27 protein-coding genes are annotated in these 22,968 nt (G+C 38.6%); 4 read left to right on the forward strand and 23 right to left on the reverse strand.

Annotated elements, in window-relative coordinates:
- Positions 1-4: 4 nt before the first annotated feature.
- The 12 genes from U735_RS0105440 to U735_RS0105495 form a co-directional block, all read right to left on the reverse strand.
- Positions 5-1,006 carry a BtrH N-terminal domain-containing protein gene (locus tag U735_RS0105440; protein WP_031442858.1) on the reverse strand — a complete coding sequence of 334 codons (1,002 nt, stop codon included), beginning with the start codon at positions 1,004-1,006 and terminating at the stop codon, positions 5-7.
- A gap of 3 nt (positions 1,007-1,009) precedes the next feature.
- Entirely contained in the window at positions 1,010-1,411 is a 402-nt protein-coding gene (locus tag U735_RS0105445) for a hypothetical protein (RefSeq protein WP_031442859.1), read from the reverse strand.
- A gap of 84 nt (positions 1,412-1,495) precedes the next feature.
- Positions 1,496-1,888 (reverse strand): ABC transporter permease, encoded by a 393-nt coding sequence (locus tag U735_RS0105450; protein ID WP_227020926.1) that lies wholly within the window; start codon positions 1,886-1,888, stop codon positions 1,496-1,498.
- Between the two features lie 67 nt (positions 1,889-1,955).
- A complete protein-coding gene (locus U735_RS0105455; protein ID WP_031442861.1) occupies positions 1,956-2,393 on the reverse strand; it encodes a hypothetical protein in 438 nt (145 codons plus the stop codon).
- Entirely contained in the window at positions 2,394-3,524 is a 1,131-nt protein-coding gene (locus U735_RS0105460; RefSeq protein ID WP_031442862.1) for a beta-ketoacyl-ACP synthase III, read from the reverse strand. It abuts the gene before it with no gap.
- Positions 3,524-4,450 (reverse strand): NADPH-dependent FMN reductase family protein, encoded by a 927-nt coding sequence (locus U735_RS0105465; RefSeq protein ID WP_031442863.1) that lies wholly within the window; start codon positions 4,448-4,450, stop codon positions 3,524-3,526. Before U735_RS0105465 ends, U735_RS0105460 begins: the two co-directional genes overlap by 1 nt.
- Positions 4,451-4,615: 165 nt before the next feature.
- The gene (locus tag U735_RS0105470; protein ID WP_031442864.1) at positions 4,616-5,497 is read right to left on the reverse strand and encodes an LpxL/LpxP family acyltransferase; all 882 of its coding nucleotides are present in this window, start codon (positions 5,495-5,497) and stop codon (positions 4,616-4,618) included.
- Between the two features lie 17 nt (positions 5,498-5,514).
- Entirely contained in the window at positions 5,515-5,757 is a 243-nt protein-coding gene (locus tag U735_RS0105475; protein WP_031442865.1) for a phosphopantetheine-binding protein, read from the reverse strand.
- Positions 5,758-5,759: 2 nt separating this feature from the next.
- On the reverse strand, positions 5,760-6,983 hold the full coding sequence (locus tag U735_RS0105480) for a beta-ketoacyl-[acyl-carrier-protein] synthase family protein (protein ID WP_031442866.1): 1,224 nt from the start codon (positions 6,981-6,983) through the stop codon (positions 5,760-5,762).
- A gap of 17 nt (positions 6,984-7,000) precedes the next feature.
- Positions 7,001-7,744 (reverse strand): 3-oxoacyl-ACP reductase FabG, encoded by a 744-nt coding sequence (gene fabG, locus U735_RS0105485; protein WP_031442867.1) that lies wholly within the window; start codon positions 7,742-7,744, stop codon positions 7,001-7,003.
- Positions 7,745-7,762: 18 nt separating this feature from the next.
- Positions 7,763-8,899: a WG repeat-containing protein gene (locus U735_RS0105490; protein ID WP_031442868.1), complete on the reverse strand. Its 1,137-nt coding sequence runs from the start codon at positions 8,897-8,899 to the stop codon at positions 7,763-7,765.
- A 133-nt stretch (positions 8,900-9,032) separates the two neighbouring features.
- Positions 9,033-10,589: an HAL/PAL/TAL family ammonia-lyase gene (locus U735_RS0105495; RefSeq protein WP_031442869.1), complete on the reverse strand. Its 1,557-nt coding sequence runs from the start codon at positions 10,587-10,589 to the stop codon at positions 9,033-9,035.
- Between the two features lie 105 nt (positions 10,590-10,694).
- Between U735_RS0105495 and U735_RS0105500 the strand changes: the two genes are divergently transcribed.
- Positions 10,695-11,939, forward strand: a complete 1,245-nt coding sequence (locus tag U735_RS0105500) for an NAD(P)/FAD-dependent oxidoreductase (RefSeq protein WP_031442870.1) — start codon at positions 10,695-10,697, stop codon at positions 11,937-11,939.
- A gap of 47 nt (positions 11,940-11,986) precedes the next feature.
- Here the strand turns inward: U735_RS0105500 and U735_RS0105505 are convergent, their stop codons facing one another.
- Positions 11,987-12,595, reverse strand: a complete 609-nt coding sequence (locus U735_RS0105505; protein ID WP_031442871.1) for a hypothetical protein — start codon at positions 12,593-12,595, stop codon at positions 11,987-11,989.
- 219 nt (positions 12,596-12,814) lie between these two features.
- On the opposite strand from U735_RS0105505, the gene U735_RS0105510 reads away from it, so the two are divergent.
- Complete coding sequence (locus U735_RS0105510; protein WP_031442872.1) at positions 12,815-14,023, forward strand: multidrug effflux MFS transporter; 1,209 nt, start codon at positions 12,815-12,817, stop codon at positions 14,021-14,023.
- Positions 14,024-14,097: 74 nt separating this feature from the next.
- Here the strand turns inward: U735_RS0105510 and U735_RS0105515 are convergent, their stop codons facing one another.
- Complete coding sequence (locus U735_RS0105515) at positions 14,098-15,057, reverse strand: class I SAM-dependent methyltransferase (RefSeq protein ID WP_198036615.1); 960 nt, start codon at positions 15,055-15,057, stop codon at positions 14,098-14,100.
- Positions 15,058-15,160: 103 nt separating this feature from the next.
- Between U735_RS0105515 and U735_RS0105520 the strand changes: the two genes are divergently transcribed.
- Positions 15,161-15,400: a hypothetical protein gene (locus U735_RS0105520; protein ID WP_031442874.1), complete on the forward strand. Its 240-nt coding sequence runs from the start codon at positions 15,161-15,163 to the stop codon at positions 15,398-15,400.
- 233 nt (positions 15,401-15,633) lie between these two features.
- Here U735_RS0105520 and arsB read toward each other — a convergent pair whose 3' ends face one another.
- From arsB to U735_RS0105545, 5 genes are all read right to left on the reverse strand, one after another.
- Positions 15,634-16,683, reverse strand: a complete 1,050-nt coding sequence (arsB, locus tag U735_RS0105525; RefSeq protein WP_031442875.1) for an ACR3 family arsenite efflux transporter — start codon at positions 16,681-16,683, stop codon at positions 15,634-15,636.
- 3 nt (positions 16,684-16,686) lie between these two features.
- Positions 16,687-17,319, reverse strand: coding sequence for an arsenate-mycothiol transferase ArsC (locus U735_RS0105530; RefSeq protein WP_031442876.1), 633 nt, complete (start codon positions 17,317-17,319; stop codon positions 16,687-16,689).
- 30 nt (positions 17,320-17,349) lie between these two features.
- On the reverse strand, positions 17,350-17,823 hold the full coding sequence (locus U735_RS0105535; RefSeq protein WP_031442877.1) for a DUF6428 family protein: 474 nt from the start codon (positions 17,821-17,823) through the stop codon (positions 17,350-17,352).
- A 47-nt stretch (positions 17,824-17,870) separates the two neighbouring features.
- The gene (locus U735_RS0105540) at positions 17,871-18,203 is read right to left on the reverse strand and encodes an ArsR/SmtB family transcription factor (protein ID WP_031442878.1); all 333 of its coding nucleotides are present in this window, start codon (positions 18,201-18,203) and stop codon (positions 17,871-17,873) included.
- Between the two features lie 73 nt (positions 18,204-18,276).
- Positions 18,277-18,912 carry a class I SAM-dependent methyltransferase gene (locus U735_RS0105545; RefSeq protein ID WP_031442879.1) on the reverse strand — a complete coding sequence of 212 codons (636 nt, stop codon included), beginning with the start codon at positions 18,910-18,912 and terminating at the stop codon, positions 18,277-18,279.
- Between the two features lie 326 nt (positions 18,913-19,238).
- On the opposite strand from U735_RS0105545, the gene U735_RS0105550 reads away from it, so the two are divergent.
- Positions 19,239-19,478, forward strand: coding sequence for a hypothetical protein (locus U735_RS0105550; RefSeq protein ID WP_031442880.1), 240 nt, complete (start codon positions 19,239-19,241; stop codon positions 19,476-19,478).
- 215 nt (positions 19,479-19,693) lie between these two features.
- Here U735_RS0105550 and U735_RS0105560 read toward each other — a convergent pair whose 3' ends face one another.
- The 4 genes from U735_RS0105560 to U735_RS0105575 all read right to left on the reverse strand — a co-directional run bounded on the left by U735_RS0105560 (position 19,694) and on the right by U735_RS0105575 (position 22,910).
- Complete coding sequence (locus U735_RS0105560) at positions 19,694-19,933, reverse strand: hypothetical protein (protein WP_031442881.1); 240 nt, start codon at positions 19,931-19,933, stop codon at positions 19,694-19,696.
- Between the two features lie 160 nt (positions 19,934-20,093).
- Complete coding sequence (gene fabF / locus U735_RS0105565) at positions 20,094-21,338, reverse strand: beta-ketoacyl-ACP synthase II (RefSeq protein ID WP_031442882.1); 1,245 nt, start codon at positions 21,336-21,338, stop codon at positions 20,094-20,096.
- Between the two features lie 45 nt (positions 21,339-21,383).
- Positions 21,384-22,028: a DsbA family oxidoreductase gene (locus U735_RS0105570; RefSeq protein WP_031442883.1), complete on the reverse strand. Its 645-nt coding sequence runs from the start codon at positions 22,026-22,028 to the stop codon at positions 21,384-21,386.
- A 318-nt stretch (positions 22,029-22,346) separates the two neighbouring features.
- A complete protein-coding gene (locus tag U735_RS0105575; protein ID WP_031442884.1) occupies positions 22,347-22,910 on the reverse strand; it encodes a carboxymuconolactone decarboxylase family protein in 564 nt (187 codons plus the stop codon).
- Between the last annotated feature and the right edge of the window lie 58 nt (positions 22,911-22,968).

Here is a 22,968-nt window from a genome sequence, read left to right on the forward strand (position 1 = left end):
TACCTTATATTGCCTTTTTCAGTTTTTTAAAAAAAACTTCCTCTTTATTGGCTATATCTTCTAGAAGGGTGGCCACATGATCATATTGATCAACGGCAACGGTATTGCTCCTGTTTTTATATATGCGTGATGCCTCCACTGCAAAATCGCGCCATTGGTCACCGATCAAGGTCATTTCATTGGAAAGCTCCAAAAGCTGACTGTTGGTCAATAATTTTCCCGCTTCTTGTAAAAATGCGGCATAAATATATCGGAAACCACCGCCTCCGGTACCTATTTCTTCTTGCATACGTACAATTTGCCCTAAATAATGATTGGCAATTTTAATGCCTTTGGCCTTTGGCCATTTACGAATAAGTTTGGCAATTTTTCGTATTCCCTTTACCCCAACTACCGGGACGGGCGCCAACATATCCCTACAGGTGTGCTTTATGCCTTTTATAATGGCTTTTTCCAGCTGGAGCTGTTCCGGGAAAGAGGTAGGATAATAAATATGTCCTTTTGGGGCAAAGGCGCCTTTGGCAAACCTTACTTTTTCCAGTTCTTTTTCGGTAAGTGAGGTAACGGTTTCCATTACGGGGTCACTTATTAAATAAATACCATCTTTTTTACCATAGACCACCATATTGTGGGCGTTGAAATGGAAGCGATATTCATCGGGAAAGTAGGGTAGGTTGTAAACACCTACCTGAAGACCTACCGGATTATTTTTTTGCAGGTTTTCGTCCAATCTGGCCTTGGCGGTTTGGGTATTTCGAAATTTTTCACGCTTTATTTTAATTCCGACCCGTTTGGCGAATCGGGTAAAGATAATACCTGGCATTGCCCTATAGGACACCACGGGTGCATGATTAACTTTTAAAAAAGGGATATAGGTAAACAAGAGCCCAGAGCCTATTCCAAAAACCATAGGCTCACTTACCGTAAACCCATTGTAAGTCATTAAGTTGGCAACTACACCGTTCTCGCAGTGTGCAGCTTGCTTATGTTTAAAATCTATTTCCATAGTTTAGAGATCGGTACGCTGTAGCTCTTCGATAGTAATATCGAAGACGTCTGCATATTTTTGTAATGTTTTGTTATTTAGGTTTTTAAATACGGCAGGTCTAAAATGTCTTTTAACCCTCCACTTCCATATCCCCACGTAGCTCGCAAGGATGGGGAGATCCATTTTGTGGAGTTCCATATAGTATTCCAAGGGGCTCACCTTGTGGTCCTTTACCCTTTGTTTTGAAGCTGAAATACGCTCGTTTAAAGCCTCTATAGCATTGTTCAGGGCAATGGTCTTGGGGCTCCATCCGGTACTTAATTCTGTTGTGTATTCCCCGTTTTCGTCAACGGCATAACAAAGTTCTTTGAAATTGGCCGACTCAAGATTGCTTTTGTCCTGTGGTACTTCATTCTTTTTCATGCCTAAGGTCGTTATAATTTACAGGCCAAGGTTGTTGGCCCATAAAGTTATTAATACAATTTCATATTCGATCCGCAGAGGTAACTAAACTTCCTGTATCAGAAAATTTAATATGCAATCTGCCACTAATTCCTTCGCTGTATATATTTTGCATTCCATAGTACATATGCTAAAATTTCCCGAACTGTAATTGGATAGGAGTTTGGCCTTGGTAGTTAAGGTGTCTCCTGTTCTGGGCAATAAAAAAATGTTTGCCCTTTTAATACCGCTAATAAAACCAATTACACTATTGCCTTCCCCCTCAAGATCATCAGCCGCAAAGAAATCTTGCCCAACAATTGCGGAACAGGATTGGGCGGCATTTTCTATAATCCCTGATTCGGTAAACTTATTGTCCTTTACAAAAATACAATCTTCGGTTACTTTAAATTCGGTAGTCACCGTTTCCTTGTTAAGATCAATTATTTTTGTAACCATGAGCATTGGCGCTCTATGGGGCAAAAACTTGTGTATGTTTATATGTGAACGCGCTGTATTCAATTAATTAGTTTGCCAATACGGTTTTCATTTCGCTATTTGCCACAATTTTGTCATTGCAGGTTACTTGAATCTTAACCAGGGTTACACCCAAGATCTCATGTAGAATTGTGACGGTTGTTATTAGTTCTTGACCTTCGGTAGGCAACTCCACTATTTCGGCCAATTTAATGGCCCCAATATAACCCGTAGGGGCAGGCTCATTTTTTAAGAAATATTGGTACCCCGTGTGAAGAGCCACAGATTGTGCCATATGTTCAATTAGTCCGGCAGCCATAAATTTATTATTGTAAACAAACAGGTTGGTCGGCGGTGGGGTAAAACCTGTAATCACCTTTTCTTCGGAAAAGTGAATTAGCTTGTCTACCATTACAAAAGGTGCCTTTTGGGGAATCAGATCTTCTATAAGCCCTTTGTCGTCTATTGTTTGTTTTAATAAATTCATTTAACAGACCGTTAGGTATGCATAGGAGTACGAAAACCTAGCACTTTCCGGTACGTGCAACAATATTTTATCTCCCTTATTTAGTTGTCCTGAACTTACCAATTCTTCAAGCATAACAAAAATTGAAGCAGCACCTACGTTGCCCACCTTGCTCAAATTCATAAACCATTTTTCCCAAGGTATTTCCACTCCCTGTTGTTTTAGTTCCTCGTATAAATTTTCCTTAAAATAATAGGAAGAAATATGTGGTAAATAATAGTCAAAATCATCGGTAGTGATATGGTGCTTTTTCATAGCCATTTTTAGACTGTCCACTCCTTTGCCCAATATGTTTTCTCCTAAGAGTTTAACATCCTGTTTCATGGCAAAAAGTGATTTGTTGGCCCAGTCTTCGGCCGGATATTCGCTCCATGGTTTTAAATGGCCATTTTCCAATTTATCTGCACCGGCATACATACACGTTTCCATTTCAAAGGCATAGGAATATCCTTCCATCCATTCAATTTTCAAAGCAGTGCCATTGGGTTCACTTTCCAGTAAAACAGCTCCTGAGCCATCGGAAAGCATCCAGCGTAAAAATTCTTTGTTAAAGGCCAATATAGGATTTTCTTCCAGCTCCTTAAGGTGCTCTACCTCATTTTCAAAAATATCGGACTTCATCCAGGTCGAGGTTCTTTCCGAACCCGTACATACCGCATTATTTACTTGTCCTGCCTTTATGGCCAAAAAACCATATTTTAATGCATTCATTCCTGAACAGCAGGCCCCTGATGGGGAATTAACCTCTAAATTTCCGTTTTTTAGAAAGCCGTGAACCATAGAAGCGTGAGAGGGCAATATTTGGTCCGGACTACTGGTGCCACAGGAAAGAAGTTCTATATCCTTGGTCGTAAAAGTATCATCACATAAAAGCTCTATGGCCTCCTTGGTTAGTTGGGCGTTGTTATGGGTAATGTTTCCATTAGCATCTATGGCGTAATATCTCGTCTTAATTTGATTGTTCCGAAGGACTATACGTCTAGCCTTAGAATTCTTACCATTGATAATGCCCAATTTTTCTTCCATTTGTTCATTGTCAATGGGTTCATTAGGTAAGAACTTGGCAATCCTGGTAATATAAACGTCTTTCATTAACTGTTCTTTAATCTAACGGATGAATAGTATGCTTTATCCCTTTTAATTTTATTGTACCGGGGTATGTAAGTCGCCAAAAATACAATAAAAACTATTGGAGCTATAGCCCAAATTGCAAATAACAAATAATATTTGAACAAAACCAGTAATTTTTTTCGTTTCGGATTACCTGTAGGTCCTTTCTTTATAATAAGGTTGGCCCATTTCGTAAATAATACATTACCTCTAATGTCTGTCTGTATAAGTAAGGGTTTCACTTTAACGGCATCCAATTTTAATAACTCATCCTGTAGATTGTCGTAATCATTGTTTAATAGGGCATTCCGGATAGGCGTTCCAAATTTTTCCGAAGCTTTTATATCCTCGTCGGAAACCCCCGGTTTTGGAAAAATACCAAGGTATTTGGTTTTTTTTCCGCCTAGCATCCAATGCACTATGGTTATTACGCTTATGTGATTTATGTGACGGTCTACCAAAGCTATATTGCCCACTAAACGGGCATTACAGGAAACTAGAAGGCGTTTCATTTTTTCCTGTGCCATTAACCACATATTTCTACAGGCAATTACCGTAACCACGGGTGTTTGGTCCAGTAATTTTTTGGCAACATCAGATTTTAGGAAAGAATTAATGGGTATGGAGGGGGTTAAATACCAGACCTGATAACCTAGAATTATGAGATCGTATTTCCTTTCAAGGATATGGGCCTTTGGTGCCTTTAGCTCACATGGTATCTGTAGGAAGGATTCAGGAAACGCATCATAAAAATCATCCTGTTTCCATGGAAATTTGTAATCATTTTTGGGACTTATCCTATAATAGGTGATGTTCACATTCTCCCCTTCTATGGAAGTTGCTAAATTTTGAACAATATCCAATAACTGCCCGGATTGGGAGTAATAAATTATAAGAACTTCTTTCATGGGTAAGCTATTAATCTTCTTTATAATACCACCAAGTTTGCCATTTTATCAATATCAAAATGGTCTTTTCTGTGATTTTTAATACGGTTCAAATTTAATTTTAATTTTCAGATCGGTGCCAGATATGGAAAATGTAACCAAAACTTAGTGTTATCCTAACCGAACTTAATTTTTTGAACCCCAAAAATCAAAATAGTTGAACCACTGTAAAGGATATTGTTCTATTATCCATTCCATACTGTCAATATAATTAGCCAATAATCCTTCGGCATCCCTTTTCTTAAAATCTGCTTTTCTGGCGTAAAGGTGATAATGTTTATTTGTTTCCTTCATTACATATACAAACAGAACCGGTACGTTTAATCTGGATCCCATCAAAAAAGGACCGGAAGGAAATTGTGCATTTTCACCTAAAATTGGTGCGGTCATCAACTTGGCCGTTGTTGCATATCTATCTCCGGTCATGCAAATTATCTCATTTTTTGCCAATGCCGCATTCATTTCAAAGATATGGGAAAGATCTTCCTGTAGGATAATAAATTTGGTTGAGGATTTCCTAATATATCTATCAAGGTATTCCTTTATGGCCTTATGCTCCGCATCCGTGGTAAGTAGATTAATAGTGGCATTCCCTTCCAATTCGTCCAAGAAGAACTCAGCTATTTCAAAGTTGCCCAAATGGGCACTGATCAAAATCCCTCCTTTATTATTGGCCAAGGTTTCGTTTAGATGTTCTATTCCGTCAAAATGATAGGTGAACCTATTTCTGAGACCGGAAGAAATTGCTACTTTGTCCAAAATGGTCTGTCCAAATACGTAGTAGCTTTTATAGATGGATATAATACTTTTTAGGGTGCTGTACTTAAGTCGTTTACGGAAATAATAATAGCTGGACTTAGTGCTTGCGGGGGCAAAAAAGCAAAAATAAAAGGCGACAAAAAATAGAATAAAATAGGCCGATCCCAATCCAAGCCTTCTAATGAAAAAAACAAAAATCTTATATCCTAAAACTGAACCTCTGGACTTTCCTTTCCATTGATTTGACATTTTTTGCGACTAAAATTTTAGTTTAATTTCTTCTCTATAAGATCATAAAAGTCTTGTAATGTAATTACATTAATGAAATCTTCCCCCACCAATTTAACACTAAAGTTAGATTCGATGGCCACTACTAAATCAACAAAATCCAAACTGTCCAATTCAAGCGTTTTCTTTAAATTGGCCATAGGAGAAATATCATCGGCATCAACTTCAAATTCATCTATAAGAAAGTTGTTTATTTTATCAATAATTACTTCTTTATTCATCTTTAATCTTTCACTTTTTTTATTAGCAATGCTGAATTTGTACCTCCAAATCCAAAAGAATTCGACAAAAATACATCAATTTTTTTATCCAGTGTTTTTCTTACCAGATTTAATTTGGCCGCATCTTCGTCAGGATTTTCAAGATTTATATTAGGGGCAATAAACGAATGTTCCATCATCAGCATGGAATAAACAATCTCACTAGCACCCGCCATCCAACATTCATGGCCGGTCATGGATTTTGTAGAACTAACAAAGGGACCATTTTCGCCAAAAACAGCAAATATGGCCTTGGCCTCATTGGAATCCCCCACAGGGGTAGAAGTAGCATGGGCATTAACATAGTCTATTTCCTTGGGCTGTATTTGCGCTTGGTCTATAGCTTTTTTCATGGCCAAGGTAGGTCCATCTACGTTTGGAGTGGAGATATGGTCTCCATTGGATGAAAACCCATAGCCAATAATTTCTCCTAAAATAACGGCATTCCTTTTTTTAGCGGATTCATAGCTTTCAACTATAAGGGATGCTGCTCCGCCGCTAGGTACCAGTCCGTCCCTACTTTTGTCAAATGGGCGTGAAGCCGTCCCGGGTGTTACGTCGTTGACCGAAAATACACCAAGGCCATCAAAACTGCCCATGGCCAATTCATTAATTTCTTGGGTTCCGCCACATATTATGCAATCTTGAAGCCCACTTTTTATTAATTGATAGGCAATGCCAATGGCATGCGACCCACTTGCACATGCAGCGCTTACGGTGAAGTTGATCCCCGTTAATTTGAAAATGGTGGAGAGATTCATGGTTACCGACGAGTTCATGGCCTTAAAAATAGCGCCTGAACCAACCAAGGTAGTATCTTTCTTTTCCCTTAGTTTGTCTATGGATTCTATAACGGATTTTGCGGTACTATCATTTCCGTATAGTACGCCAACTTCATTGTTGTCTATATATTCCTGGGATATACCTGCATTTTTTAAGGCCTCCAAAGTGGCTACATATGCGTAGGCACCTTCCTCGCCCAAACTTAGCCGTTGCCTTCTAGTGAGCAGGTCTTTAAGGTCGGGTTCTTCTACCATGCCAGTTAAACAGGAGCGATATCCAAATTCTTTCCGTTTTTCGTCATAAACAATCCCCGAAGCTCCCTTGTAAAGTGATTCTTTGACTTCGTCCAAGTTTTTTCCTAAACAAGAGTATATTCCCATACCTGTAATTACGACCCTCTTCATCTTTCCTAGTGTTATTTTTAAGAATATATTCCTCCGTTAATATTTATGACCTCGCCTGTAATATACGATGACTTTTTGGATGCCAAAAAGGAAACCAAATGGGCAACCTCCCCTGCTTCCCCAAAGCGGTTCATAGGAATCATTTTTTTAAGCTCTTTTTCATCTAGATCACCGGTCATATCTGTCTTTATAAAACCTGGGGCCACTGCATTAACAGTGATGTTCCTTTTTGCAATTTCCTGGGCCAATGCCTTTGTGCCGGCTATTATACCTCCTTTAGCCGCGGAATAATTAACCTGTCCCGGTGTTCCTTTAAGACCGGATACGGAGACCAAATTTATGATCCTGCCATATTTATTCACCAATAATTTTTGGATCAGATGATTGGTTACATTGAAAAAACCGTTTAAACTGGTGTTTATGACGTTGTTCCAATCCTCAGGTTTCATCCACATGAAAAGGCCGTCTTTGGTAATCCCCGCATTGTTTACAATAACTTCTATAATAGCGTCCTTATTGGACTCATGCCATTGGTCCAATTTATTCTGTACATCCTCGGTGTCGCCGACATTAAATTGAATAAGCTCCGCGCTCCCGCCATTTTTCTCTATTTCGTTTAAGGTTTCCTGTGCAGCGGATGCGTTTTCTTTATAATTTATTAGAATCTTATACTCGGTATCCAGTGCGAGCTGTAGGCATATAGCTTTTCCGATTCCTCTTGACCCTCCGGTTACCAGTGCAAATTTCTTTTTTTCGGTCATTTATTTAGTTAGTGTGATTTAATTTTTTACGTCGTCGAAGATCTCCGCATTTTCGTACCATTTATTGCCCAAAACTTCTCCTTTGGCATTTAGAAATCCCCATTCTTTGTTATATTTTACTCGGGCAAGCCCATTGATGAAACCTTTTTCCAAATTCTTTTGAAAGATAGAAAACGATAATCCTGCAGTGATGTCATATTCGGGTTGTATTGCCCACTTTCCAGTTTTATCTATAAATCCCCATTTCTTTTCTTTTACAGGGGCAAGACCGTTTGCCGAGAATACTTCAGCATCCTTAAACTTGAAATCTATGACCTTTTTACCCTTCTCATTAATATATCCCCAATTTTTGTTCATAAATACCGGGGCCAATCCTTGACTAAAATCCCTTGCCTTTTCGTAGGTAGGGGCTATGACCCACTCTCCTTTATTATTTATAAAACCCATTAATTTATTGCTGCGGGCATACGTTAAATCGGATTTATCCGTGAATTCCCAGATTTTATCGGCATTCTTTACCGGATAAAAGTTGCCATCGGATACTATACCAAAGGTATCCTGTTTTTTTACCCAAACACCTTTACCGTTATAATCCCCAACTTCTTGATTCTCAATGGGGATGTAGATCTCTCCCTTTTTGTTGATCATTCCCCAAAGCTCACCTTTTCTTGCTTTGGCATAACCGTCTATAAAGGGTTTTATTTCGTCAAAATCCGGTTCCACAATTAATTTTCCGTCGGTTCCCAAAAGACCAATTTTTTCACCTCTTTTAAAAAAGGCCACCCCATTGTCAAAATCATAATATTTATCCGAAACAGGTGTTTCCAAGGTTTCACCGGAAACATTGATATAATGCCATTGGTCACCTTTGTTTACCAGTGCCAGTCCGGAATTAAATTCCTTTACATGCTCGTATTCCGGTTGAATTGCCCATTCTCCCGCAGTATTGATGTAGCCCCATTTGTCGCCCATTGAGGCTGCCGCACGCTCGTTCGTAAAATTGTCCGCTTTCTTGAACTGGGGCTTTATCGCATATTCCCCTGAGGTATTAATATACCCAAAAAGGCCATTTTCCCTAACCAAGGCATATTCCTGGGAATAAAAATTGCCAAAAACTAAAAAAAGTGCAACTGAAAATCCAATCTTTGTTTTCATCTGAGATTTTTTTAAATTAAAATGTTCATATTCAGTAATTTCCAAGGGGGAACTCGGTGTATGTTTAAGATTAAACTAAGCCACTATTAAATTATGGATTATTTTATTTAAATAACTTTTCTAAAGCAATTTTTTAATTAAGCTCCTTACATGCGTAAGTTTCTTCTTCAAAATTTAGAATAAAGTTCTTAACCTTGTTTACAAAGGGATACATGGGAACATCTTTGTCGGAGATTGGGGGGACCAAATTTCTAATATCATCATACATTTTTCTTGTTTTGGATGATATTTTATCCTGTACTTTCAAGTATTCAATTGCCTGAACAATAGTTATCGTTTCTATGGCAAGTACTTCGAAAGTATTTTCGATTACTTTTTTGGTAATATTGGCTGCGTTGGTTCCCATACTAACAATATCCTGATTGTCGTTGTTGTTAGGGATACTGTGTACGTACATGGGATTGGACAACATTTGGTTTTCCGCAGTGGTAGAGGTAGCAGTAAACTGTACGCCTTGCATTCCAAAATTTAATCCAAGTTTGCCAAGATTGACAAATGGGGGAAGTATATTATTTAGATTTGGGTTTAATAGGTAATTTAATTGTCTTTCGGCAAGCATGCTCATTTTGGTCACAACTAATTTTAGCTTGTCCATTTCAAGGGAAACATAATCGCCATGGAAATTCCCGCCGTGGTAAACATGCTCTTTTTCAACATCCACAATAGGGTTGTCGTTGGCTGAATTAACTTCTTCAATAAGAATTTTTTCCACATTGTTCAACGTGTCAAGAACAGGGCCTAAAATTTGGGGTACACATCTCAAGGAATAGTATTCCTGAACCTTTTCCTCGAAAACAGAGACTTCATTATTGCCATTGTACAAATGGTGTTCCCTTTTCCTGGTAAGGGTACTATCTTCTAAATGATTTCTCATTAATTTGGCAATCTGCTGTTGGCCCTTATGTTTTTTGGACTGATTTAACTCTAGGGACAAATGGTCATCATAGGCCTGTACTATTTCATTGATAGCCGAAGAGCAGCATATCATCCAATCCAATAACTTTCTGGTATTGATGGTGTTGATCAGGCCTATTCCAGTCATCACCGAGGTACCGTTAATTAGTGCCAAGCCCTCTCTTAGTGCAATGTTGATAGGTGTTAGGTTCTCAATTTTAAAAACTTCTTCTGTAGGCCTTCTCTCATCCTTGTAAAAAACTTCACCTTCCCCAATAAGTACTAGGGCAATATGAGCCAATTGTACCAAATCCCCACTGGCACCAACACCACCATGCTCAAAGATTACAGGGGTAATGTTTTTATTGATGAGAGAAGTCATTAATTCGATTACCGAAATATGTACACCTGAATGTCCTAGGCTTAAAGTGTTCAATCTGGCCAACATGGCGGCCTTAACATATTGTGTAGGGATTAGATTTCCGGTGCCGGAAGCGTGGCTCCTTATAAGGTTATATTGTAATTGAATTCGGTCTGAGTCGTTTATTTTATATTGGGCCATTGGGCCAAAACCTGTATTTACTCCGTAAATAATTTTGTTTTGGGAAAATTGGCTTAAAAAATTAAAACTATTTTCGACGGTTGCTAAAACATCTTTATTTATTAGAATAGATTCTTCTTTAAAAACTATACGATAGAAATCCTCTATTCCTAACTTTCCTTTAATAGTCAACATGTATATAAATTCAATATTTAAAAAGTAAATTGAATAACAATTAATAAAAATAGTTATTTTGGATTGCAAATGTATGATATTTAACCAATCAATATTTTAAAAATAATGAATCAACGTTTAGTCGAAGTCTTGGTAATTGGCGCAGGGCCGTCTGGTTGCGTCTCGGCAGCCTATTTGCAAAGTCAAGGAATTAAAGTTCAAGTGGTTGAAAAAAGTATTTTTCCCAGGTTTGTTATAGGGGAAAGTCTTTTGCCCAGATGTATGGATCATTTTGAGGAAGTAGGTCTGTTAAACGGTTTGGATGCCTTTGGTTTTGAAAAGAAATTTGGTGCCCGATTTATAAAAGGGGATAAAATCTGTGAATTTGATTTTAGCAAGAAGCACACCGAAGGTTGGGATTGGACCTGGCAGGTTCCGAGAGCGGATTTTGACAAGGTATTGGTAGACGAATTGGTAAAGAAGGGAGTGGAGGTCTCCTTTGGACATGAGGTTGTGGATGTTGTTATAGATGAAAACGGGGTGTCCGTGACCACCATAAAGGATGAAAATGGGGTGCCGTACCAGGTTAATGCCAAATATATCATAGATTCCAGTGGTTATGGGAGAGTTTTGCCCAGATTGCTGGATTTGGACAAACCTTCTGCGCTGCCAAATCATTCTTCCATTTTTACGCATGTAGTGGACGTAAATCGACCTGAGGGCAGGGAAGGCACCCTGATTACTTTTGATGTTATAGAGACCGAAGTGTGGTTATGGGTAATTCCATTTTCCAATGGAAGAACAAGTATTGGTTATGTAGGCCCTACAGAATTTTTAGAGTCTTTTGAAGGAAGTAAAAGCGAAAAATTGAGCCAGTTATTGCGGTTATCCGATTATTATTATGAACGCTTTAAGGGGGTTGATTTTTTATTTGAACCGGTGATGATAAAAAATTATTCCAAATCGGTAAAGCAACTATTTGGAAAGGGATTCGTCCTAACAGGCAACAGTGCCGAATTTTTGGACCCTGTTTTTTCTTCGGGGGTTACTTTTGCCACGGAATCGGCCTTGTTGGGGGCAAAACTTATTACCAAAGTTCTTAATGGACTGGCAGTAGATTGGGAAAAGGAATACTCTGATTATATTAGGGAAGGAGTTAGTGTATTTTCTTCCTATGTCAAGGAGTGGTACAGTGGTAATTTGCAGACCCTGTTTTTCCATCAACCGGAAAACCCTGAGGTAAAGAGACAAATTTGTTCTGTATTGGCCGGTTATGTATGGGATAAGACCAACCCATTTGTAACCAAGCACAATAGACTTATAAGGACCGTAGCACATATAATTGATCTTGAAACGCAAAAAAGTGAATGATATATCATTCACTTTTTGTATTGTAATCGATTAAAAGAATACTTGGTCTAGAAGCCTTTTTTTAAAATTAACTTGGCGAAGGATTTTCCGGTTTTGGCATAACCTTCCCCTAATCTGTCTTCATTGCTAAAAGAGCTTCCCCACTGGTCTCCTGGTGCGTTTTCACTAGAGACTTCCAAAAGTATGTTGTCCTTGTTATTGGTCTCTACAAATTTTAATAAGGTGCTCACCTTTGCTGGCTGTTTCATAACCCCCGCATCCCAGCCAGGATATACCCAAATCGTTTCCACGATAAGTGTGTACTTGGCATCCGTTAAATTCTCTGCAAAAAATACTTTATGGTCTTCATATAGGTATCTGTTCATTAACTCCAAAAATTTTGGGGCATAGATCAGTTCCCTACTTGCGTACCAGCTTTTTTCCCAAGATGTGCCTTTTCCTCGGGTCTTTTCTTCCAATTCTGCGGAATGCTCCCTTACGTATTCATCATTTGAGAGATTCTTTTTCAAGAGTTTCATGTTGTCATAAACAAATTCTACATTTATTTCCTTCTGACCCTTGATAAAATTAAAATCTCCCTGTTTTACTTTTAGCTTTTGTCCATAACCAAATAAGCTTGATAGAAATACTAGAGCAATGATAAAATTGATTTTCATGATAATTAATTAGTGTTTATGCCTTCAAATGTATGGGAATTATAATTTACGTGGGCTTTTCTGTAATTAATTTTTGGCTATTCTGGTTGTGTTGATTCGGGTGTGCCTTTTGTAATTGCCCATAAGACAGTGCTTTGTGGAATTTTTTAAAAATGTTATCGTTTTGTTATTTCCTGTAATATATGGGTTAATCTTATTCCATATGTTTAATTTTGCCGGATGCAAAAAAGTCAGCAGCGACCACAATTCGAATTTGTAGCCATTATGGCTTCCCTAATGTCTATTGTGGCACTGGCAATTGATGCACTTTTACCCGCAATGTCCACTATAGGGATAGATATCAACAGCTTGGACCCTACAGAAAATCAAAAGTTTATAACAATGATATTTTTGGGCTTGGGTGTTGGACAATTGGTTTTTGGACCTTTATCCGATAGTTTTGGAAGGAAACCTATTGTTTATATTGGCTTTATTGTATTTTGTGTAGCCAGTGTTATCTGTGTTTTGGCCCCCAATTTGGAGTGGATGATATTGGGACGAATACTACAAGGTATAGGACTTTCTGCCCCGAGAACAATAAGTATATCCATGATAAGGGATTCTTATAAGGGGGATTATATGGCCAAAATTATGTCTTTCGTTACTGCATTTTTTATTTTGGTACCCATAGTGGCTCCTGCTATGGGAAAATTTTTCTTGGATCATTATGGTTGGGAAGCCATTTTTTATATGCAATTGGTGGCGACTATAATTGTGGGTGTCTGGTTTTGGAGAAGGCAACCGGAAACTTTAAAACCGGAATATAAGATTGATTTTTCCAGTCATGTGTTCGTGGACGGATTTAAGGAATTGCTCCGTCACCGGGAAACTATGGCTTTTACTATTGTTTCTGGCCTCATTACCGGAGCCTTTATGGTCTATTTGAGTTCGGCCCAAGAGGTGTTTGAAGTGCAGTTTGGCTTGGCCGATAATTTTCCCTACGTTTTTGCAGGATTGGCAATATCTGTGGGCCTATCTACTCTGTTGAATGGTACCATGGTGGTGAAATTGGGGATGAGAAGATTGGCTATGATTGCCTTGACCCTATTTTGTACTGTTTCCATGGTTTATGTGGGTTTGTTCTGGAATTCCCAAAATCCTGCTTTGTGGATATTGATCACCTTCTTGGCCATGCAATTTTTTACCCTGGGCTTTTTGTTTGGTAACCTTAGGGCCATTGCCATGGAGCCCATTGGCCATATAGCCGGGATAGGGGCCGCCATCACCGGATTTATATCTACTATGATCGCTATTCCCATCGCTACCTATGTTGGTAGTTATATACAGGATACCATTCTTCCTCTTTTTGTAGGTTTTTTGGTTTGTGGATCTATTTCCTTAGGAATTTTTATGATGATGAGGAGACGTAGTATTTTGGCTGCTGCTTAGTATTACGCAATTATGGTGCACCTTAGGGAATAGATTCCCAGTTAACCAACCTGTTATCGTTTTAGGGTGATTTTCTACTTAGCATTTCTGCCTAAACGCATGAAAATGGGGAAGGTGATTTTTTGCCGAGGGGTATTCCATTTCAAGGAAATGCCCTTTATAAGTTGATCTACAGGATTTTGGCCATTATTTTTTTTCATAAAATTTTGAACACTGGACCAGGAATTAAAGTACCCTTCCAATTCCAATAGCGTCCACGATGTTTCTATTTTAAAGGTGTCCTTAATATGGATTTCATTAAAATTGAAGGGAAGAGTGCTATATTTTAAATCGATGTAATCCCTTTCCTTATCCCAATATGCTCCGATAATATTATTATAAAAATGAAGTATGATCGGATCAATTTCAGAATTTATTCGCAAAAGGCCATATCCCCAAATGGCAATTATTCCATTGGGTTTTAGTACCCTTTGTACTTCATGGTTGAAGGCCTCCAGGTCAAACCAATGAACTGCTTGTGCCACAGTGATCAAATCAAAACTATCGCTGACGAAAGATGTTTGCTCTGCCCTTTGTACGCTATACTCTATATTATCCCTATGGACTGCATGCTGTATTTGTTGTTTGCTAATATCGCTGGCAAATACATGCGCAAAGGATTTTGAAAGTACTATAGCCACTTGTCCGTTTCCAGTGCCACAGTCCCAACAGGTATTCCTGGCATTACAAAAGGAGTATATGTACTTAAATAGTTCCTCTGGATAGGTAGGCCGATAATCTTTATAGGCTTTTGATTGATGTGAAAAACGGTCCAAGGCTTTTTTCATATTACAAAAGTACGAACCAAGGAATATTATTGGGATCCATTTAATATTAATCGAATTAATTCTACGGTTTCTTACTTTTTGATTATAGGAACTTAAAATTAAAGGCGCTGGAAATGTAAGCAAATACCTACGCTCATCGTTGAAATGCAAAATTTTATCGTTAAAAGGATTTTGGATCTCTGTACGTTCATCGATATTATTTTGCACTTTATCCGGATTTTTTCCGCTCAACGAGAAACAGTGCTTTTTATCGAAACAGAACCTAGGAAAATACACTTGCACAAGTTATATATATAACAAAACGCAAGTCATGAAAACCATATTAACTTTAATCTTTATTCTTTTTATCGGAATGGCCGCACAAGCTCAGAACGGTACTGCTGAAGTTAAAGTTGAAACTGTTACCATGAGTATTGTTGCTGCTACTTCCAAACAAGAGGTAGCCGTAAAAAATGAAAACTCTGTTGCCCGTTTATACATGTTCAAAAATTCCAAGATAACTAAAGAATTGACTTTCTCTACTAAATTGAACAAAGCTAAATTGGCTTAAGACCTGTTTTATTAGTGAAACTCAATTTTGAGAAGTCAGTAAGACGCACTGAAAATTGCAAGTTGAACTAATCCCGCCTTTTTTGGCGGGATCTAGGTTCGATACCTCGACCCTTGGGTCGATTCCTATTATTGGGTTCAGGGCCTGCCTTTGTCAGACAGGCTTGCCCTGAGGTTTTATCCCTTTTATTTTACGGCCTACGAAATTCTTTATGGCCCTAAATTTTCTATGTTTTATGTTGTGACTTTGGGATAATACCTTTTTCGCAACCCAAAAGCCACACGGACCAATAAAATTAATGCGGGAACTTCCACCAAAGGACCAATGACTCCTGCGAATGCCTGTCCCGAATTTAATCCAAATACGGCTATGGCTACGGCTATGGCCAATTCAAAATTGTTCCCGGCCGCTGTGAAGGCCACCGAGGCCGTTTTATCATAATCTGCACCCATGGCTTTGGTGAAGAAAAAGCCAATAATAAACATCAGCGTAAAATAGATGAGTAAAGGAACAGCTATGATAAGTACATCCATGGGTATCTCTACAATCATTTCACCTTTTAAGGAAAACATGACCACTATGGTAAACAATAGGGCAATCAGGGTCATTGGGGATATGGTAGGGATAAATGTATTGGAGTACCATTCTTCACCTTTCTGTTTAACCAGGATCAATCTACTTAAAAAACCAAGGGCAAACGGAATTCCTAAGTAAATAGCTACGCTTTCGGCTATAGTTGCAATAGAAATATCTACTATTGCCCCTTCAAATCCAAAATAGGGCGGAAGCACGGTAATAAAGATCCAGGCATAAAAACTGTAGGCAAATACTTGAAATATACTATTAAGGGCTACTAGTCCTGCTCCGTATTCGCTACTGCCTTCTGCCAGATCGTTCCAAACAAGTACCATGGCAATGCAACGCGCCAAACCAATAAGTATGAGTCCAACCATATACTCGGGATAACCTCTTAAAAAAGTAATGGCTAGTGCAAACATTAGTATTGGTCCAACAATCCAATTGAGGACTAGGGAAATGGATAAAATCCTAGTGTTTTTAAAAACCTTGGGCAAAAGGGAATAGTCTACCTTGGCCAAGGGTGGATACATCATTAGGATAAGTCCTATGGCAATTGGGATATTGGTAGCTCCACTGCTAAAGCTATTGATTATTTTAGGAAAGCCAGGTGCAAAATAGCCTATGCCCACTCCCAAAGCCATTGCCAAAAAAATCCATAAGGTAAGATAGCTATCCAGAAAACTTAATTTTTTGTTCGAGGCCATTAATTATGATTTTATTTGGGCAAATACGTACATTAATTCGGTTGCAATTTGAAGGCTTCTTTCCTGATACTTTTCTGCCTGTTGCGAAGTATTGTCAAATGCCTTTGGATCCTCAAAGGTTATAGGGATACGCTTTTCGGCACCAGCTATAAACGGACAGCCCCCATCGGCCTGTGAACAGGTCATGACTGCGGCGAATTCCGATTTGGGATTAAAGTCATCATCCAATTTCTTTGAAAAACCTATTACTGCAGGTTCGTTATCGGCATATTTTATGCTGTAAATAGGATTTTTCCCTTCCGATATGGTTTCTATTTGAAATCCTGTATTCTTTAGCGTTTGTGCCACCATGGGAAATAAGGCCGTGGATTCTGTTCCGCCCGAATAGCACTGTACATTCTTTACGTTAAAATAGAAGGCCAGTGTTTGCGCCCAGACTTGTGATAAGTGACTCCTCCTGGAGTTATGGGTACAAATAAAATTAATTCTTATGGGTTCTAGGGTATCGGTTTTGGACTGAATAAAATCGGCAAGTGGCTTTAAAATTTCTTTACGCTCCTCACTTATTTTGTCAGTGTTTAGTTTGGAGATAGCCTGCTGTATTTGGTCAAATAACTTCGTTTTTACTGTGGTCATTGAATATAATTTATAGTGTGGTCAAAAAATTTAACAGCATCCGGAGTTGGGAGTACAACAATTTGCTGAGGTCTCTTGTAATTGGGAAAGTTTTACTCTCGGTTTTTCTGCAGGAATCCCACAGTTGTCCTTAGCCAAACAATCTGTATGTTTGGTGGCCAAAAGAAAGTTGGTACCGTCAAAGTCCAGTCCAAATTTTTGTATGGTATCTCCTTGGTATTCCACTTCAATTTCCAAATCCCCAATTTCCAACACCTTTTCCGATAGTTCAATAATATGAACCAATTTTTCTGGATGCAGGCGGTGGTCATAGTCGCTGGAATCCCAGAGCTGAAAATTTACAACTTCCTCTTTGCGAACCGTTCCGCCACAGTCTATGAAGTTCTTGGTGATTTTACCTACTTCGGTAACGTGAAAATGACTGGGTACTAGTTTACCATTTGGTAATTGGAATGCAATCGTATTCAAATTTCCTAAAATTGATTTGATTTCTGATAGTTTCATTTTATTATTTGTTTATTGCGATGATGCGATTAATGAATTTAAATTTTTTAGCAGCAATCCCCTTGTTTAGCAATGTCCTGATTTAGAAATTGATTAATAATCTCCTTCATTTCTATCCATTTTTCTGTATTTATACAGTAGCAGACGCTGGTACCTTCAACATTTCCTTTAATGAGCCCCAAGAGTTTTAATTCTTTTAGGTGTTGGGATATGGTAGGCTGTGCCAATCCAATTTCGCTTACCAGATCCCCGCATACACAGGTGTTCAGTTTAAAAAGATATTGTAGAATGGCTACTCTGGCCGGATGTCCAAAGACCTTTGCAAAACTGGCAATTTCATTTTGTTGGTCCGAAAATATTTCTGTTTTGGCTAAACCCATTTTTGTTTCATTTATATATCGCAATATTACGATGAATATTTGATTCGACAAACATTTTTATAATTTTTCTATCTTATTCTTCTTTTCTGCAAATTAGGATGGTGTGCTTTTCTGTTTGAGACCCGATTTTTGGGTAATTTAAGTGGTGCACCTCTAGGTCTGTAAATTTATGAATCGTCAGAATTTCTTTTATGGAGTCCAAATTGTGGTAATGGAAATATACCCTGTCTCCATTGGGGCCTGCTTTGAAGCCGGATTTGTCGGGGTCTCCTTCCACAAAACTTAAATAGAGTAATCCATTGCTGGAAAGTAACTTGTGCGATTCGGCAACTAATTGTACACAATTGGGAAAGGAGAGGTAGGGCAAATAAAAACCACCAACTATTCCATCGAATAAGGTGTCTAGTTCACCGATCCGCCTACAATCCATTACCTTGAACTTAGCAGTTGGATTGTTCTTTTGGGCCAGTGCTATCATGTTGGGCGCTATGTCGATCCCTAAAATGTTGTAGTCGGGTCTTTGGGATAAAAGATATCGCGTAATGTTTCCCGGGCCACAGCCAATTTCTAATATAGAAGCACCTTTTTTTGTTATCGATTTACAAATTATGTCATAGCTATCATTATACAAGTCCAGATCCATAAACTTGACTTGATATAGGGAAGCCATTTTGTTCCATGTTTCGAATGTTTCTTTATAGCGGTCCAAAAGTTTTTTTTATTATAAAGTAATTGGATATCAGGGATAAAGTTCGGTATAATCCATAAACTGGAACTTAAATATATTGTTATTCTTTTAATTTTAGAATGAAATATTAAAAATTCATAGAGGTTATAAATGTCCATAATTACTTACATCAATCGATGAAATACAAATTTCAATCGTTGAAGTGATTTTGGAGACAGTTACGTTTATCGACATTTTTTTGCACTTTATCCGTGATTTTTCGGCTCAACGAAAAACAGTGCTTTTCAGCGAATCGGAACCTGGATAAGTACACTTGCCTGAGTTATATATATAACAAAACGCAAGTCATGAAAACCATTTTAACTTTAATCTTTGTTCTTTTTATCGGAGTAGCTGCTCAAGCTCAAAACGGTGCTGCGGAAGTTAAGGTTGAAACTGTTACCATGAGCATTGCAACGACTGCAACAAAACAGGAAGTTGCCGTGAAAAGCGAAAACTCAGTTGCACGTTTGTACATGAACAAAAATTATAAGGTAATCAAAGAATTGTCTTTCACTACCAAGTTGAACAAGGCGAAACTGGCTTAATATTCGGATAAAATTAATAAGGTCGCCAATCTACATTTAAGAAAAAATAAATCATGATAATAATTGCCCTTCTATCCTTTTTCTGTATCTGCCTCAATTATTTGGTTGTTTTTCCAAAAACGGAAGAGGAGATAAAACCTTTAGGGAGTAAGGTGGAACTGGATAAATAGTCCGGGAAAAGAGCTTAAGTTACTTCTATTTGTTCTTTAGCCTATCTAGTTACTATCTGGCAGGGTTTCAAATTCCTTTCTTTTATTTTCAAACCATTTGGCCATTGCGCCCGGAGATTTCATAAGCTCCTGCATTTTGTTCATGGCCTCTAGATGTTCCACGTCACCCGCCTGGTACATTGCCATACCATGCTTTTTGCTTTGTTCTGCCATATCCTCGAAGGTTTCTGCCTGAAATTCCATGTCACAGGCTCCTCCCAATTGCTTGCATGTCATTGTTTTCATATCGGAATATATTAGCTGTTAGTTTATGGTTTACCTTTTTTGCCGTAGACTCGGGAATTGTCTTGGAAAACCTATGTTATTCGCAAATATTTAAGGCTGAGGTTACAAGATAACATAAAGACCCTGATTTTCACTGGTAAATGCCGCCTAGATTTTCATGTTATTGGATCTTTTTAAAAATTACCGTTCCGTTATGTCCACCAAAACCAAAGGTGTTGCTCATAGCGACATTAATTTTACTATCCATTGCATCGCCTAGTACAATGGGAAGTGATTTGGGAATCTCGGGATCAATATTGACAGTGTTGATGGTCGGGGGAATAATGTTGTTCTGAATGGCTTTTATCGCCAAAATAGCTTCAACTGCCCCAGCAGCTCCCATAAGATGTCCGGTCATAGATTTGGTGGCACTTATTTTGAGGTTTTTAAAATCGTTGTTGAAGGTTTTAACCACGGCTTTCATCTCGCTGATATCACCAACTGGAGTAGAAGTTGCATGGGCATTTAAATAGTTGATCTGCTCTGGATTTAGATGGGCTTCTTCCATGGCCAACTGCATCGCTTTAATGGCACCAATGCCATCAGGATGGGTGGCGGAAATGTGGTAGGCATCATCCGTCATGGCTGCGCCCACTATTTCGGCATAGATCTTTGCGCCTCGCTTCTTGGCGTGTTCATATTCTTCTAGGATCAGGGCCCCGGCGCCTTCTCCCATAACGAACCCGTCCCTGTCAACATCGAATGGCCTGGATGCTTGTTGTGGAACATCATTGCGGGTAGATAATGCTTTCATGGAGCCAAATCCGCCAATGGAGGCTTCTGTAATGGGAGCTTCAGACCCTCCGGTGACCATAACTTTGGCCTTGTTCAAGCGTATGTAATTAAAAGCATCCATGATAGCGGAGTTGGATGAGGCGCATGCGGACACTGCCGTGTAATTTATGCCCATTAATCCAAACTTCATGGCAATCATTCCCGAAGCCATATTCACCAACATCTTGGGAATAAAAAATGGGTTGAACCGCGGATTCATTCCCCCTTTGGTAAAATTTTTCACCTCCTCCTCGAAGGTTTGCATACCTCCCTGACCGGATCCCCAAATTACGCCTATATCAAAAGGGGATATGGACTCTATATCTATTCCACTATCGGTAAAGGCTTCTGTAACCGAACAAAGTGCATATTGTGTAAAGGGATCGCTTCTTTTTATTTCATTGCGATCAAGGTAATTTTCGGGAGTGAAATTTTTTATTTCACTGGCGAAGGTGGTTTTGAAAAGGGAAGGGTCGAATTTTGTGATTTTTGATGCCCCTGTTTTGCCTTTTATGGCACTTTCCCAAAATTCGTTTACCGAATTTCCAATGGGGGTCAAGGCTCCTAAGCCTGTTATGACGATTCTTTTCATATTTTTATTTGTAGTACTTTGCCCTAAAAACGGAATTTTCAATTCCTATTTTTCGAGTAGCTTCGTTAATACTTCTTTAAAAACTTCCACGGGCTGGGCCCCGGTCAATGCACTTTTGTTATTGAATACCATTGTGGGTACCGAGGAAACACCAAGACTTTGCCAATATTTCTCCTTGGCTTGAACTTGGTATCGCACATCATCACTATCCAGTCTAGCCATGGCCTCATCTGCGTTTAAGCCAACAGCTTTTAGTTCTTCAATTAAAATAGTTCTGTCCGAAACATCTTTTCTTTCGCCAAAAAACGCGTTCATCAATCTCATATTCAAATCTGTCTGTTTTCCGTATTCTTTGGCATAGTCCAATAAAATATGTGCATCCTTGGTATTGACCATCTTCATCCCGTCAAAATAGTCAAATTTAAATCCGAGTTCTCCTCCAAAATCGGTCATGCGTTCCTGGGAAAGTTTTTGCTGTTCCAAGCTGGAACCATACTTTTCTGTAATATGTTCCTGTACATTTTGACCTTCCTTGGGCATGTGCGGATTTAGTTGAAAGGGTTGCCATTCAATATCTACCTTGTCCTCAATGCCCAATTCGGAAATGGCTTGTTCCAAGCGTTTGTAACCTATGGCGCACCATGGGCAAACCACATCTGAAATAATATCCAATTTAATTTTATCTGCCATAATTGTTAATGTTCAATAATTCACTGGAAACTTAATTAATATGTTTCCTATTTGTTTAATAAGGTTTTGGAATTGCATTGCCAGCTAATTTAGACTTGGTTCCGTACGTTGGTAAAATTAGGAAGATCTGCCAAAATCTTTGCTTCATTTGCCCTAAAGGATTGTTCAATTGGTTACAGGAATTTAAAAGTGCAAAGTTAATGAATAAAGTGCTGGTTGTATAGTTCCTGTCCTATGTTGGCAGCAATGGGAATCGGGAGGATTTGTGGGGTATATACTTCATTACTTCCCGATTCCAATCTTGGCACTTTCGCTTATTTAATTTGATATATTTTCGGTTTTCCAAGCAAATTTTTGAAATGCCGCATCAACGGGAGTGTTGGCAATATGGTTGGAATAGTTGCTTATTACTTTTTGTGATAGACCAAGGATGATTTCCAAAACTTGTCTTTCCCCGTATCCAACGGCATAAAATCTGTTCAATTCTTCTTCCGAAATATTTCCGCGGTTCCTAACAATGGATAAGGTGGTTTCATGCAGCACCTGTAACTTTTCTGTGGGCATTGCTGCCCTATTTCTCAAGGCTTCACTTAATTCCGGATCTACCTTCATCATATGGGCTATACCGGTATGTGCCGGAATACAATAGTGACATTCGTGCTCCACATTTATAGTTTGCCACACTACGGTCAATTCTTCGTTGTTAAAGGAAGAGTCTACAAATAATTGGTGCAAGGTCTGATATGCCTCTAAGATGCCCGGGGAACTGGCCAATACCCCATGTAAACCAGGTATCATTCCAAAGGCCTTGACCGATTTTTGCAAAAAGGGTTTACTTTCTTCAGGTGCGGATTCAATGTCGTGTACTTTTAATGTAGTCATAATTCAATTTTTAATTTATTGCTGATTCTATTTCTATTTATTTCTAAGCATTCGCTTA

The sequence above is a fragment of the Arenibacter algicola genome (assembly GCF_000733925.1).
Taxonomy (GTDB): Bacteria; Bacteroidota; Bacteroidia; order Flavobacteriales; family Flavobacteriaceae; genus Arenibacter; species Arenibacter algicola.